At 45.4% G+C, this 14,586-nt stretch carries 9 protein-coding genes and 1 other RNA gene; 6 read left to right on the forward strand and 4 right to left on the reverse strand.

What is annotated here, in order from left to right:
- Positions 1 to 13 precede the first annotated feature (13 nt).
- Positions 14 to 1,678: a carotenoid oxygenase family protein gene (locus L5M40_RS13125; RefSeq protein WP_263146124.1), complete on the forward strand. Its 1,665-nt coding sequence runs from the start codon at positions 14 to 16 to the stop codon at positions 1,676 to 1,678.
- Positions 1,679 to 1,743: 65 nt separating this feature from the next.
- On the opposite strand, the gene L5M40_RS13130 is transcribed toward L5M40_RS13125, so the two are convergent.
- Entirely contained in the window at positions 1,744 to 2,466 is a 723-nt protein-coding gene (locus tag L5M40_RS13130) for a YebC/PmpR family DNA-binding transcriptional regulator (protein ID WP_028760779.1), read from the reverse strand.
- Between the two features lie 435 nt (positions 2,467 to 2,901).
- On the opposite strand from L5M40_RS13130, the gene L5M40_RS13135 reads away from it, so the two are divergent.
- Both L5M40_RS13135 and L5M40_RS13140 read left to right on the forward strand, forming a co-directional pair.
- Positions 2,902 to 4,470, forward strand: coding sequence for a methyl-accepting chemotaxis protein (locus L5M40_RS13135; RefSeq protein WP_263146127.1), 1,569 nt, complete (start codon positions 2,902 to 2,904; stop codon positions 4,468 to 4,470).
- Positions 4,471 to 4,802: 332 nt separating this feature from the next.
- Positions 4,803 to 5,027 carry a TIGR02922 family protein gene (locus tag L5M40_RS13140; RefSeq protein WP_028760777.1) on the forward strand — a complete coding sequence of 75 codons (225 nt, stop codon included), beginning with the start codon at positions 4,803 to 4,805 and terminating at the stop codon, positions 5,025 to 5,027.
- Between the two features lie 176 nt (positions 5,028 to 5,203).
- On the opposite strand, the gene L5M40_RS13145 is transcribed toward L5M40_RS13140, so the two are convergent.
- Positions 5,204 to 5,785, reverse strand: coding sequence for a TetR/AcrR family transcriptional regulator (locus tag L5M40_RS13145; RefSeq protein ID WP_263176694.1), 582 nt, complete (start codon positions 5,783 to 5,785; stop codon positions 5,204 to 5,206).
- 133 nt (positions 5,786 to 5,918) lie between these two features.
- On the opposite strand from L5M40_RS13145, the gene L5M40_RS13150 reads away from it, so the two are divergent.
- Positions 5,919 to 6,986, forward strand: coding sequence for an alkene reductase (locus L5M40_RS13150; RefSeq protein ID WP_263176696.1), 1,068 nt, complete (start codon positions 5,919 to 5,921; stop codon positions 6,984 to 6,986).
- Positions 6,987 to 7,056: 70 nt separating this feature from the next.
- Here L5M40_RS13150 and L5M40_RS13155 read toward each other — a convergent pair whose 3' ends face one another.
- Positions 7,057 to 9,474, reverse strand: a complete 2,418-nt coding sequence (locus tag L5M40_RS13155) for a Lon protease family protein (protein ID WP_263176698.1) — start codon at positions 9,472 to 9,474, stop codon at positions 7,057 to 7,059.
- Positions 9,475 to 9,993: 519 nt separating this feature from the next.
- On the opposite strand from L5M40_RS13155, the gene L5M40_RS13160 reads away from it, so the two are divergent.
- Positions 9,994 to 12,714, forward strand: coding sequence for a putative bifunctional diguanylate cyclase/phosphodiesterase (locus L5M40_RS13160; RefSeq protein WP_263145134.1), 2,721 nt, complete (start codon positions 9,994 to 9,996; stop codon positions 12,712 to 12,714).
- A 99-nt stretch (positions 12,715 to 12,813) separates the two neighbouring features.
- Positions 12,814 to 14,052: a DEAD/DEAH box helicase gene (locus L5M40_RS13165; protein WP_263176699.1), complete on the forward strand. Its 1,239-nt coding sequence runs from the start codon at positions 12,814 to 12,816 to the stop codon at positions 14,050 to 14,052.
- A 174-nt stretch (positions 14,053 to 14,226) separates the two neighbouring features.
- Here the strand turns inward: L5M40_RS13165 and ssrA are convergent.
- Positions 14,227 to 14,582, reverse strand: a transfer-messenger RNA (tmRNA) gene (ssrA, locus tag L5M40_RS13170).
- Between the last annotated feature and the right edge of the window lie 4 nt (positions 14,583 to 14,586).

Raw genomic sequence — 14,586 nt, forward strand, 5'->3', positions numbered from 1 at the left:
AGGGGGCTGCACCATGGATAGACGTCAATTTCTAGCAGGCTCAGCCGTCCTAATGACGACCGCTGTTTGGGCCAGTTCAGTGGATAAGTTATTGGCGCTGGATAGCGCACAAACGGTCGCACGTGAGCCTTGGGCTATTGGATTTAGTGGTGCTGAAGGTGACTATCAGCCACTGACTATGCAGGTTTCGGGTGAGTGGCCAGCGCAGTTGAGTGGGAATCTATATCGTAATGGGCCAGCGAAAATGTCTCGGGCAGGTAAGGCATATCAGCATTGGTTCGATGGCGATGGCATGGTGCAACAGTTTAGTGTGAGCAATGGGCAAATTCAGCATCAGGCCAAGTTCATCCAAACAAAGAAGTTTAAAGTCGAAGAGGCCGCTGGCGCGTTTAAGTACACGACCGCAGGCACAGTGATCCCCAATGCTTTACCTATTCGAAATAACGATGACTTGAATGTGGCCAATACCAGTTTATTGCCGCGCCACGGCGAGTTGCTCGCTTTATGGGAGGCGGGGTCACCCTATCGACTCGATGCTCAGACCTTAACCACGCTTGGTGTTAAAAGCTTTGGCGACAAGTTTAAGGGTTTACCCTTTTCCGCCCATCCACTCGATGATGGACAAGGTGGACTATGGAATTTTGGCGTCTGGTATGTCGGTGGTGAGAAGCAATTACTTGTGTATCAAGTGGCACCCGATGACAGCATAGCCAGAATGGAAGTGATTGAATTGCCACAGGCGAGTTACTTACATGCCTTCGCGCAGAGTGAGAATAAGCTGGTGTTTTACATTTCATCCTGCGTGTATGAAGAGGGCGAAACCTATGTTGATGCCTTTAAATGGCGCCCCGAATTGCCATCGCAATTACTAGTCATCGACAAAGCTGATTTTAGCGTGCGCCAGTTATACCTGCTACCTGCGGGATTTGTGTTTCACTTTGGTCAAGCCATTGAGAAGAATGACGAACTTTCTGTGCAGCTTTGCCTCTATCCCAATTCAGCTATTTTAACCCAAGGGATGAAGGGGTTACTGACGGGGGAGCGTAAAACTAAGACACCCCATGCAGAGTTAGTGACTATCACAGTACCGCTCACAGTACCACTCACAGCAGCTAGCAAAGCGCAGTTTGCGGAGACCTTGTCTTTCTCTGCACGTATTAAGCGCAGCGGCGTGATGATGGAGTTCCCCCAGTTTTCGCAGCACATTATGAGTAAGAAACAAACTAGCGGTGAAAAAGCGTTTGCAGAGAAAACAGGTGGGGCTTCGGCGTTTGCTCCGTTATTTGGCGTTGGAGCAAGATCAGATTCAGCTGTTAACTCTGGCTCCAGCTCTAACTTTAAATATGAAGCAGAATCTGACTCTGAATCAGGGCTAAGTAACACTCTGTATTGTATTCATAATGCAAAAGACAGCAGCAAGCACAGTGCGGATACACTTGGCGACGCGAGCTATAGCGCGTTTTATCTTGGCAAAGGCAAAATTGCCGAAGAGCCGCTCTATATCCCCGCCACTGAGCAGCACGAAGCCTATTTACTGATGACTTGGCTCGATTACCATAATGCACAGTCTGGTTTGTCTTTGTTTCGTGCCAGTGATATCAGTGCGGGCCCCATCGCTTCAGCTCAAATGAACAGGGTATTGCCACTAGGGTTTCATGGCTGCTTTATTGAAGCTTAATATTTTGATCTATAAATAAAAAACGCAGCTCTTGGCTGCGTTTTTGTTTCAGGCGAAAGAAACGTTTAGTCATCAATTTCCGCATTGTGATAGACGTTTTGTACGTCGTCACAATCTTCAAGTGCGGCAATAAACTTTTCAAACATAACGACATCTTCACCTTCAACTTTAGTCATGTCCTGCGGTACGAAGGTGATATTGTCAAATTCAAAGTTAACCTCTGGCATCGCTTCGGTCAGCGCTGTTTTGACTTTAAAGTACTCAGTGTGCGGCGCGTAAACTGTGATTAAGCCATCTTCCAGCTCAACATCGCTTACATCAACGTCAGCCATCATCAGCAGTTCTAAAATCGCATCTTCGTCATCACCCGCAAACACGAACACGGCTTGATGATCAAACATGTGGCCAACTGTACCAGGGCCGCCGAGTTTGGCATCGTTTTTCACGAAGGCTTGACGCACTTCGGTGAAGGTACGTTTTACGTTATCGGTTAAGCAGTCAACAATGACCATGCAGTTGCCAGGACCAAAACCTTCGTAACGGGCGGTATCGTAATCTTCACCACCGCCGCCTTTGGCTTTTTCAATTGCGCGTTCAATAACATGCGCAGGCACTTGGTCTTTCTTAGCGCGTTCAATTAAGCGACGCAGTGATAAGTTTCCATCGGGCTCAACGCCGCCTTGCTTAGCGACAACGTAAATCTCTTTACCGTAGCGTGAATAAATGCGGGTTTTTTGACCGGCTGTTTTCGCCATGGATTCTTTCTTGTTTTGATATGCTCTGCCCATCTTGATCTCGTTAGCTCAAAAAAATTGCGCCGATATTAGCAGTTTTCTTGGCATAAGTGCAGTCGTCCCTATGTGATTTATTACCTAGAAGGCGACGGGGCACGCATTTCAGGGCAAAGTTGGTTTTATCAAGGAAGATCCGCTTTTAGATAGGCTAGGACTATATCGCGATAGATTAATACTAATGTCTAATGCCATACGCTCGTGAGACTGTTGATGATAGCTAACTTCTACTTTGTTTATTTAGCGAGATAAATTATCTAGCTTATTCAGAGAAATAGACTAAAACTATAAATCTTGAGCGCTATCATAGTTAGCCCTCCCTCGTCAGTTGTAAGCAATAGCCGCTGTAATTGATACCAACTGAACGAAGGCTAATGATTCGACTCTTAGCATTTCCCTTTCATTTTTACCTTGCGCAGTTACGGGAAGTATATGGAAATACAGCACAAAATTTTAATTTTCATCAGTTTCATACTGGTCACTCTAGGGAGTTTATTACTTGAGGGACTGCATCTTCCGAGTATTGTGCAGGCGTTGATCTTGGGCGTTCTTGCCTGTGGCTTAGTGGTGTGGGTGTGTTTGCGCGCATCTAAGGCTAAGCTCGACACCGATGAGGCAAACATTAAGGCATTACAAGAGCAAAGCATTCCCGCCCACGACATTAGTGTGCAAACCAGCAAAATTGCTATCGGTTCGGCTGAGGTGTCGCATTTTATTGATTTATTGAATAAATCAATTGAATCAAATGGCGAGCATGCCAGTGCCATTGCTGTTGCTGCAGGGCAATTGAGCCACACTACGGCCCAACTTGGTGATAATGCCGCCGATATTTTAGGCCAAGCTCAAGAGGCTGAGCGCGTTAGCGTGCAGGGACGAAGTCAAGCTCAGAAAGGTGTTGCGGCTATTCGTTCACTGAGTACGGATATTGATACTGCCGCTGAGCAAGTGCAGGCGCTTAAATCAAGAGCCGAAGAAATCCAAAAAATTACCGAAGTGATTAACTCCGTTGCCGAGCAAACTAATCTGTTGGCGTTAAATGCGGCCATCGAAGCGGCTCGTGCGGGAGAGCAGGGTCGAGGTTTTGCGGTAGTGGCAGACGAAGTACGCAGCCTTGCGGGTAAAACCGCGGGTGCAACCCAAGATATTGGCAAAATGCTATTAGAAATCCGCAGTGAAACGGATAAAACTTCTGGGCTGATGGAAAGGGTCGTAACGCAAACCGCCGATGTGGTCGCGGCTATGGGCGAGTTAGACGCGCACTTCACTGAGATTTCGGCTTCTGTGACCCAATCGGCCCATGCCTTAGGTGATATGGAAGATTCACTCAAACAATATAACAACACTACTAACGACATTAGCCGCTCGGTGACTCAAATACGTGACTCGTTAAATTCGACGGGTAAACAGAGTCATAGCGTATCCGAGCAGGCCTTTACTTTATCCTTGACCACTGAGGGTATTTTTAAAGCGCTGTCTAAATGGGATACACAAACCTTCGATCAGCAGGTTCTGCAATTGGCGAATGTTGCAGCTAAAGCGTGCGGTGACAAGTTAGCACAAGGTTTAGCCAGTGGCAGTTTTAGCGAGGCTGATTTGTTTAATCCTAAATACCAACCTATTACCAATACTCAGCCGCAGAAATACAGCACGGCTTTCGATCGTTATACCGATCAGCATTTTCCAACAATTCAAGAGCCCATTCTGGCAAAACACAGCGAAATTATTTATGCGGGAGCCGTTGATAGGAAAGGTTATTTTCCGACCCATAATAAACGCTTTAGCCAAGCACTGACAGGCAAAGTTGAGGTTGATATGGTGCACAATCGAACTAAACGCTTGTTTAATGATCCGACAGGGATCCGTTGCGGCGCCCATACTGAACCTGTGCTATTGCAAACTTATAAACGCGATACGGGCGAAGTGATGCACGACTTGTCGGTACCCATTTTTGTAAACGGTAAACATTGGGGCGGATTTCGAGTGGGATTTAAAGCTAAGTAGATTACTGATAACTCAAATTTAGGTTATTTACTCTAAAAAATGCATAAAAACGCATCTTTATTTGTGTCTTATATGTGATCGATAGTGGGTAATTGATTAACATAATAGAAATAGATTGGCATCTTTTTGCCGAAGTGCTTAAATAGCCCAAGGTGTACAGTATAAGACAGTATTGTATCCAATAAAAAATCATAAAATTTGAATAAGACCTTAAGCAATTGATTTAAAATGTTTAAAATATCTTTCTGGATATTTTAAAATGTTAAGGACAGGGAGCTCTCTTGCGACGTAAATATAACGCAGTAGATGCTGCTTAATGTGAGTTAAATGTGATGCAAGCAAATCAAGCGACTGTAACTGTTTTATATTATGATGCGCCCGTAGGGTTAATTATGCACAACGCCGTATTAGGTAATTTGCCAGTGAGTGAAGCTGGGCGTGTGATGATACCTGCAAGTTTCCGCAAGGGAAAATCTATCATTGCTGTACTTGAAGGTGAGTGTAAGATATTGAATTCATTAGGCGAGCGAGTGTTTGCTCAAGCTAATATAGGTTAACATTTTAAACTAATCGTCATTCTTGGGACGAATAATTCGCTTTGCTAAATTATCGTCCCGACATCTTCTGCAAAAATTCTATTCAATACATCTATTTCTATTAATGTTAGCGCTTGTTCGCCTAATCATATTCGGTTAGTCATTCAGATATTTACTGTCCCACAAATTAACGCACTTTAATGGCAGACTTCTGCCATTAATTGGTCTGCAAGGTACTGTAAGGTTTCGGCATTAGGATGGGTGTGGGCGAAGGTTCTTAAACCATAAATTCCCATCATTAAATATTGGGCTCTTTGCTCGCTGCTGCGATTGCCTTGGAGGAGTCCTTGTAACGTTGCGGTGGCAAATTGTAGTGTGAGTGCTTGCTGCCAAGATTGTAGATACTGATTGATGATGTCTCGGATCTCAACATCTTGCTCTGCAATTTCATTTAACGCTTTTGTCAGTAAGCAAGCTTGGGCGCTATCGCAACTCAGACATTCAATAACGAGATGATCTAAGTAGGTTTTCAAATTAGTCAGCACATTCTCGCCATTGCCGAATAGATTGTTGAATTGCTCGTTTCTGTCGAGTTGATATTGCTCAATGGCCGCGATTAATAACCCGCGTTTATTAGTGAAGGCACAGTAAATCGACCCCGGATGTAATCCCGTGGCTTGAGTAAGATCTTGCATGCTCGTTTTGGTGTAACCCTTGTGCATGAAGGCGGCCATAGCGCCGCGAAGTACCTGTTCTCGGTCGAACTCTGCATTACGCATCGAATTTAATTCACTTGTATAGAAACGCTTAGGCCAGATTCTACCTAAATTTGAACAAACATTCAAAAATAAACTTGAATGATCGTTCAAATAATAATATCTTGAATGCATATTCAAGAATGGAACTGAGAAAATGACCACACAAACCACGCCAAATTCATTGGTAAATCTGTTCGATACCTACTCACTTAATGACACTATTACCTTAAATAATCGTATCTTAATGGCACCTTTAACCCGTTGTATGGCGGATGCCGATTTAGTGCCGACCGATGATATGGTTGCCTATTATGCACGCCGCGCCGAAGCGGGTTTGATCATCACAGAGGCGACGATTATTCGTCCCGATGCTCAAGGTTATCCAAATACCCCTGGTATTTTTACTCAAGCGCAAATTGCTGGCTGGCGTAAAGTGACCGATGCGGTACATGCCAATGGCGGTAAGATTTTTGTGCAGTTATGGCATACGGGCCGCGTCGCTCATCCACACTTTTTCGGTGGTGGTGATGTGCTTGCTGCATCAGCGCAGAAGATTGAAGGCAGCGTGCCAAGAATGCGCGAACTGACTTATGTCACGCCAAAACCTGCCACACTTGAGGATATTCAAGGCCTAGTGCGTGATTACGCCAAAGCGGCGGAAAATGCCATTGAAGCTGGGTTCGATGGCGTAGAAATCCACGGTGCAAATGGTTATTTAATTGATACCTTCTTACACCATGACAGCAATCGCCGCACCGATGAATACGGTGGAACACCTGCCAATATGTCCCGTTTTGCGCTTGAGGTTGTCGATGCTGTTGTGGATCGTATCGGCAAAGACAGAACCGGTTTACGGATTTCTCCAGGGGCTTATTTCAATATGGCGGCAGATAGTCGTGACCGCGAAGTGTTCGATTACTTCTTGCCTGAGCTGGAATCCCGCGATATCGCTTTTGTGCATATTGGGATTTTCGATGACAGCATGGAATTCGATTATCTTGGTGGCAGAGCTTCAAGCTATGTGCGCGCACACTATGGCAAAACCTTAGTGGGAGTTGGAAGCTACAGCGCTGAAACTGCCAGTGAAGCGATTGCGGCGAATAAGTTTGATTTGATTGCTATTGGTCGCCCATTCATTGCTAACCCTGACTATGTTGCTCGCGTGCGTGATGGCGTTGAACTTGTTCCTTACAGCGATGAAATGCTTACAAGCTTAGTGTAATTTCATTTAATAGCTTTATAAAGAAAGGGTTAGCATGTGCTAACCCTTTTCGTTTGTCTCTCGTTTTTATTTAATCCGCTTTAACTAAGGATCTGAGTGCGGTGAGTTTTTGCTGAGCGATGCCGAAAATGCTCTCGGGAGAATATTGCCCTTGGCTAGGTGCGGCCGTTTGCGGCAAACTTCCTGCGGTTTTACCGAGCAGTAATTCCATTGCTTGAGTCACATGGGTAATAGCCCAAATATGGAATTCCCCCTGTGCCACTGCATCGACAATGTCTTTGCGCAGCATAAGGTTGGCCATGTTCGAGGCAGGAATAATCACCCCTTGTTCCGGCGTACGGCCTTTTATTTTGCAGACATCGAAGAAGCCTTCAATTTTTTCATTCACGCCGCCAATGGGCTGAGCCTCACCAAATTGGTTCATCGAACCTGTGATGGCAATATCTTGCCTAATTGCTTGCTCGCTAATAGCCGAGATAATGGCGCAGCATTCGGCCATCGACGCGCTGTCACCGTCCACACCGCTGTATGATTGCTCAAAGGTGAGGTAAGTGGTGAGCGGGATTTGCGCCGTCTTACCTAAAATTGAGGCTAAATAAGCGGTTAAGATCAACACGCCCTTAGAATGGATCCGGCCTCCAAGTTTGACTCTGTGCTCGATATCCATCACTTCACCCTTACCAAACGCTGTGGTTGCTGTGATGCGATTGGGCATACCAAACTGATGATCTGAGGTCGAGATGACGGATAAGGCATTGATTTGCCCAACCACTTTGCCCTGAGTGCTAATCAAGGTCGTGCCGTTGGTAAAGCTTTGCATTATGTTGTCGTGCAGACGCGAGACTCTTTGCTCTTGATTTCGCAGTGCTTGCTCAACGTGCGGTACTAAAATTTGCTGACTGCCTGCCGATTTAGCGCAGTAGTTTGATTCCCGCAGTAGGTTGGCAATATTCGCCGAGTGTAGCGACAGTTTTTGTTGATCTTCGGCCTCCCGCGAGCTGTATTCGATGATGCGTGCTATAGCCGCACGGTCGCAATGTAGCATGTTGTTGTCGTGAACTATGCTCGAAATAAAGCGGGCATAGTGCGCCTCAGAAGTTGAGGTTCTGTCCATCACATCTTCAAAATCGGCGGTAACGCGGAATAACTCACTGAAGTCAGGATCATAGTGCTGTAATAGCTGATAAGTTTCGTGATCGCCAAACAGAATAATTTTCACATCTAAGGGGATAGGCTCAGGCGCCAATGAAATAGTGCCTGACAGTGACACTTCACGCTCCAGCGAACTTAAATCGAGTTTGCGTGAACGCAGGGCGCGTTTTAACCCGTCCCACACGTAAGGGCGTTCTAACACTTTTACCGCATCCATCAATAACACGCCGCCGTTAGCTTTGTGCAGACTGCCAGAGCGGATAAGTGAGAAGTCGGTGAACACTGTCCCCCTGAAGGTGGCATTTTCCACATAGCCAAATAGGCTGTGATAACTTGGGCTTTCTTCTACGACAATAGGGAATTTTTGAGTCCCTTGAGCGACCAAAACGTTAACTTGGTAGCGGCGGGGCATTTTCTTTTCAAGGGAAGCGTAGGCTAGGCCCAGTTGTTCTTCACTTTCTTCTAAAAAGATATCTAAATTGTCTAAGATATCCGCCTGCATGCCGGTTAAGAAAGTCCGCGCTTCTGGCTGGTGCTTGAACTTATCTTTGAGTGGCTTAATAAAATGGATTAATACTTCTTTGGCGACTTGTTCGTCATGCTCTTGCTGCTTGTCGCTGAATTCTTCTTCCCATTCAGTGATTTGGCGAATAATACCGCGCAGTTTAACTTCTAGGCCATTGATATTACTTTCAAATTGACTACGTTCAGTCTCTGTCAATGCTTCGAATGAAGCTTCGTCATGGGGTTCTTCACCATTGAGCGCTACCATTTGATAGTCGCCCTGCATGGTTAAACTGAGGCTGATGCCTTTTTGTTTTGCTTCTTCGGTTAATTCAGTGAGTGCGACTTCTTGTTTCTGTGATAATTGGCTTTTGAGCTTTTCGGTGCGGGCATAATACATTTCATTATCAAAGGCTAAAGGCATAGCTTTGACAAGTTTAAGCATCAACTTTTCGACGGCTTTTTTAAATTCAAGCCCAGTCCCTGCACTCAGTTTCAGCACTTTAGGGCAACGGGTATCATCGAAATTAACCACATAGCACCAATCGTACAGGGTATGGTCGTTTGGCTCGTGACGGCTTAGGTAACGCAGCATCATGGTCCGTTTGCCGAGGCCGTTCTGACCTATGGCGTAGATGTTGTAACCTTTTTCTTTAATTCCCATTGCAAACTCTACCGCTTGCTGGGCGCGTTCTTGGCCGACAATATCATTGAGAGGTGTGAGTTCTGCTGTCGATTGGCAATCTGTGCTTAATTGGTCGAGTTCGCAAATGCGATATAATTGTTTACTGTTGAGCAGGGTAGCTTGGCTTGATACGACGTCAGTGGGCATAAATATCCTTGGTTTTTCAGCCTTATTATTTCCATTGTAGACAATAAGATAGCATTTTTGTCAATCAAAACCCTGTTATTGCTGATATATGTCTTTAGGGATGGTTTTCTCTCGCTAAGAAAGTGCTGAATTATCGGGGGAAGACTTAATTGATTAAGTCTAACTAATTGTTACTCAATAAACTTATCGCGATACTGACACTAAAATTTTGTGCTAAAGTAGCAAATGCAATGTTAGTTGGATTTACCCGTGCAAGCAGTCTGCTGGGTGTGAGTAAGTTAGTGTGAATTTTGATGGTTTGACCTCTACCACCCTAAAAGGTGGATATGATGGAGTAAGTTTTAGATCCAACCTTAGTGCCAATTGAGATGTATTGATTTGATGTTAAACGTAAAATTTTATGAGATTTTACTGCTTGGTTAACGTTTTCCCTCTGTAGCAATATTGGGCATGTGTTTAAGGTCTTACGGTATTCTCGCCATAGGCCGATTGAGCAGTAACGAGATCTGAGTTGGCAAGATGATGATAGATGTACCTATTACGCAGCAACAGCTGGATAACTGGTTGAGTGACTTAAATTTAGTCGCTGAGATATCAAGCAGTAAAGCAATGTTATTAGCATGGAATGCTGCGGGTGAACTTAGCAGCATGTTAAGTTCAGACTCTGCGGCTGAAAGTGAAATACAGGCAATACTCAGCCACCTAAGTGGCAATCATTTGGCTAACCCCCAGCCTGCTATAAGCCAGTCCGTTGCGATGCCGTCAATGGTCACACCATCTGAAATCGTTCCTAATCCCTTTGATATAATTGATAAACCTACTATTTCCCCGCTAAGCAATGCTAAGTTGTACAGCTTGAGCGAGCCGATTTCAGCATTGCCGCGATTAGGCAGTCATCAAATCACGGCTGCATTATCTGTATCACAGCTAACTGAGCAGGTACGTGAGCCTCTGTTAATTATGGATACTCTGCAGCACTCAGATTGGCACACTTGTAGCGCAATCGGCAGCGTGATTTGTTTGTCTCTCGCTTGGCCATCTGGGGCTAATTTTGGCTTTTTATGCTTCTATCATAACAAGGCTCACGGCGTAGATTCAAAAACGCTACAACTCGCTAAGCTTATCAGCGATAGCATTCAACACCAGTTAGGCGAGATATTGAGCCAACATAATGCGGCTGAAACATTAAGCCGAGGTTCACCGAGTCGTGTCGATACGGTCGATTTACAAACTTTTATCGATAGTTTTGACGAACATATTTGGATAAAAAATGCCGCAGGCATTTACACTCTTTGCAATCGTAGTGTTGAGAATGCGTGGGAAATGCCCCGCAGTGAGATTGTTGGTAAATCCGATGTTGAACTCTTTGGTGCTGATATTGCAGAGATTTTTCTAGAGGGTGATAGGCTCGCTATCGAGTCTGGTACGCCTATCATTGTCGCTGAGTGTTTAGATGGCAGTGAAGCTAAAAATCATCTTTGGTTAGAAACGCTAAAACTCCCAACACTCAATGCCAAGGGGGAGCTCGTGGGCGTTATCGGTATGACTCGCAACATCTCCAAGCATAAAGCAGTTGAAGAACAGCTGACACTGGCGACCAATGTGTTTAAAAACTCGGTTGAAGGTGTCGTTGTGACCGATCGGCATGGCAATATTACCGACGTTAACGGTGCATTTTTTGAGATCACAGGTTATGTGAGGGAAGAGTTACTCGGCCAGAATCCTCGGATTTTTAGTTCGGGTCGGCATGATAAAGATTTTTTCGATAAACTCTGGAATACCTTGTTTACTCAAGGTAAATGGAATGGCGAAATTTGGAATCGGCGCAAGAACGGCACGATTTTTCCGCAAAATATCACCATAAGCACTATTTATGATGACGTTGGAGATGTGCGTTATTTTGTCGCTGTGTTTGCCGATATTTCAGCCCAGAAAGAGAATGAAGCGCAACTCACGCACTTAGCGTATTTTGACCCGCTAACGCATTTGCCCAATCGCATGAAGTTCATGATGCAGCTTAAGCAAGAAGTGCGACAAGCTAAGCGGCTGAATTTGCAATTAGCGACTGTGATGATTGATGTCGATCTGTTCAAGCATATCAACGACAGTTTTGGCCACAGTATAGGCGATGAAATGTTGGTCGAGCTTGCCAAGCGTTTACGCAGCCAAGTAGGCGATCAGGATGTGTTATCACGGATTGGTGGCGATGAGTTTGTGGCATTGATTTCAGGGATCGACAATAGTGCCGATGCCGCAGTTGCCATAAATCAATTGCGCCAAGTGTTTGAGCAACCTTTTATTGTGAGCACGGGCGACCACTTACGTTTAACGGCGAGTATGGGCGTTTCTTTGTATCCAAATGATGGAACCGATGCGGACACTTTACTGCGTAACGCCGATGCGGCCATGTATCGCGCCAAAAATGATGGCCGCAATAATTATGCTTTTTATACAGAGTCCTTAACTCAACAGTCTTTTGAGCATCTTAAGCTGCAAAGTGCCCTCTATGGCGCGATTGAGCAAAATGCCTTGTACTTAATGTACCAGCCAAAACTTGATTTAGTGACTCGACAAACCGTGGGATTTGAAGCATTACTGCGTTGGCACGATCCTCAACTGGGTTTGATTTCGCCCGCGATATTTATTCCTGTGGCAGAAAAAATAGGTCTTATCCATGAAATTGGCTTATGGGTGTTAGAAACTGCTTGCCGTCAGGGAATGCGCTGGCTTAGTGAAGGCAAACACTTTGGCCGCATTGCCGTGAACGTGGCAGGACAACAGTTACAGCGCAGTTCCTTTGTGGATGATGTGAAACGTGTCTTAGCTGAAACGGGTTTGCCCGCAAAGCATTTAGAGCTTGAAGTGACCGAAAGTGTGATGATGCAGAATCCTGATCTTGCTATCCGTGACTTAAAGCGACTTGGCGATCTGGGTATCGAATTATCGGTTGATGATTTTGGTACTGGCTATTCATCGCTCAACTATTTGAAAAAACTGCCTATTCATAAATTGAAAATTGATCAATCTTTTGTGCGGGACATTCCCTTCGATACCAACAATACCGCTATCGCTAAGGCTGTGATTGCGCTTGGACATGCGTTGAAGCTGGAAATTATCGCCGAAGGGGTTGAAACTAAAGAGCAAGCTGATTTTCTGCAACAAAACCAGTGCGATCAAGCCCAAGGTTATCTTTTTAGTCGTCCGCAACTAGCTGCAGATCTCGACGCATTTTTATCGTAAAACAAGTTTGCATATAACAATAGGACTAACGCTATGTCGCTAGTCGCTTAGGGTTGTGTCTGCTAAAATTCTGGCTATTATTTTCAGTGGTTAACCGCAATGTCTTTTAGTGCCTTACCCTTAAACTCCACGTTAGTGAATACCTTAGCGGCTCTTGGCTATGAATCGCCAACGCCTATCCAGTTAGAAGCGATCCCTGCCATCTTAGCTAAACGGGATGTGATGGCTGGCGCCCAAACGGGTACAGGCAAAACCGCTGCGTTCGCCTTGCCTATCTTGCATCATTTGATGTCATTCAGCCTTTCGCAAGAGTTAACGGCTGTGAGACCCATACGCGCATTAGTCTTAGTGCCGACACGTGAACTGGCGGTGCAGGTACAGCAGAGTTTTGTTAAGTACGCTAAAGGGACTGATATTCGTATCGGCATCGCCTACGGCGGCGTGAGTATCGATGCGCAGGTCGCCGTGTTTAATGCAGGGATTGATGTGTTAATCGCAACTCCGGGCCGCTTACTTGATCACCTTAGACAAGGTGCATTAAATCTTAAGCAATTGAGTGTGCTTGTTTTCGATGAAGCTGACCGTATGCTCGACATGGGGTTTATGGATGAAATTCAAGCCGTGCTCAAGCAAGTACCGAGTGACAGACAAACCCTGTTATTTTCTGCCACCTTAGATGCCGCTATCTTCAGCTTAAGTAAAACCTTACTGCGCGATCCTAAGTTGATTGAAGTTGCCAAGCGTAATACGACCGCTGCTGAAATTGAACAAGTGGTTTATGCCGTCGACGCCGACCGTAAAATCGAACTCGTCAGCCATCTGGTGCGCAGTAAAAACTGGCATCAAGTGCTGATTTTTAGCCGCACTAAGCAAGGTGTCGATAAACTGGTTCAGCAACTCAATAAAGCCGATATTATCACTCAGGCGTTTCACGGTGACTTGTCCCAAGGTGCGCGCGAGAAAGTTTTGCAGGAATTTAAACAAGGTAAGATTCAAGTGCTAGTGGCAACGGATGTCGCCGCCAGAGGCTTAGATATCGTCGAGCTTAAATATGTGATCAACTTTGAGCTACCCTTTATCGCCGAAGATTATATTCATCGTATTGGTCGCACAGGTCGAGCGGGGAGTGCAGGGCTTGCCATCACCCTCTTTAGTCAAGAGGACGCCCTATTATTGGAAGAAGTCGAAGTCGTATTGGACAAGCGTTTACCACAACAATGGTTACTAGGCTTCGAACCCGACTTTAATAAGATGGATACCGAACCTAGACGTAACGGCAAAGCGGCTCAGAAGCAAAGAGCGAAGAAACGGGCTTTGGGTGGAAAGTGGAAAAGGTAGGTTTTTAGGTGCGGCGTCTGAATGGCTGAATCTAATAGAGATTAGATCAAGTGGTGACATAATTCATTTATCGACGCCAGTTCAGTTCCCGCCGCCGCATTTGAATCGTTAGCAATCATTTGAACACCCAAACAAAAAGGGCTTAACCTTGCGGTTAAGCCCTTCTGGTAAAATTGGTGGAGGCGGCGGGACTTGAACCCGCGTCCAGAACACCTACATCCAAGGCACTACATGCTTAGTCTCTCTTTTAATTAACCCGAATAAACTCCGAAAGACAGGATTTCATCGGGCGAGTCCGATACTATTTCGCGGTTCACCCCCGGACGGAGTTCCCTCGCTATCAAATGTAAGATGACCATCTGTATACACCGCCCATTTGAGAGACCTGTGTCAGATGGCTAGCTAGCCTAAGCTGCTAGAGCGTAGTTATCGTCGTTTGCAACTATAACTGTGCGGCTTTTTACGAGGCCAACCGCCCCTCGGCATGCTCCCAGGGTTTCGTGAATCCTGTCGAATCCAGAATCGCCCCCCAAG

Origin of the sequence: Shewanella sp. SM68 (assembly GCF_025653925.1) — a bacterium.
Lineage (GTDB): Bacteria > Pseudomonadota > Gammaproteobacteria > Enterobacterales > Shewanellaceae > Shewanella > Shewanella oncorhynchi.

Excerpts from the sequence above, each read along its gene's own strand:
- L5M40_RS13130 (WP_028760779.1), bottom strand. The coding sequence starts at position 2,466 with ATGGGCAGAGCATATCAAAACAAGAAAGAATCCATGGCGAAAACAGCC.
- L5M40_RS13160 (WP_263145134.1), top strand. The coding sequence starts at position 9,994 with ATGATGATAGATGTACCTATTACGCAGCAACAGCTGGATAACTGGTTG.
- L5M40_RS13155 (WP_263176698.1), bottom strand. The coding sequence starts at position 9,474 with ATGCCCACTGACGTCGTATCAAGCCAAGCTACCCTGCTCAACAGTAAA.
- L5M40_RS13125 (WP_263146124.1), top strand. The coding sequence starts at position 14 with ATGGATAGACGTCAATTTCTAGCAGGCTCAGCCGTCCTAATGACGACC.
- L5M40_RS13150 (WP_263176696.1), top strand. The coding sequence starts at position 5,919 with ATGACCACACAAACCACGCCAAATTCATTGGTAAATCTGTTCGATACC.
- L5M40_RS13140 (WP_028760777.1), top strand. The coding sequence starts at position 4,803 with ATGCAAGCAAATCAAGCGACTGTAACTGTTTTATATTATGATGCGCCC.
- L5M40_RS13145 (WP_263176694.1), bottom strand. The coding sequence starts at position 5,785 with ATGCGTAATGCAGAGTTCGACCGAGAACAGGTACTTCGCGGCGCTATG.
- L5M40_RS13165 (WP_263176699.1), top strand. The coding sequence starts at position 12,814 with ATGTCTTTTAGTGCCTTACCCTTAAACTCCACGTTAGTGAATACCTTA.
- L5M40_RS13135 (WP_263146127.1), top strand. The coding sequence starts at position 2,902 with ATGGAAATACAGCACAAAATTTTAATTTTCATCAGTTTCATACTGGTC.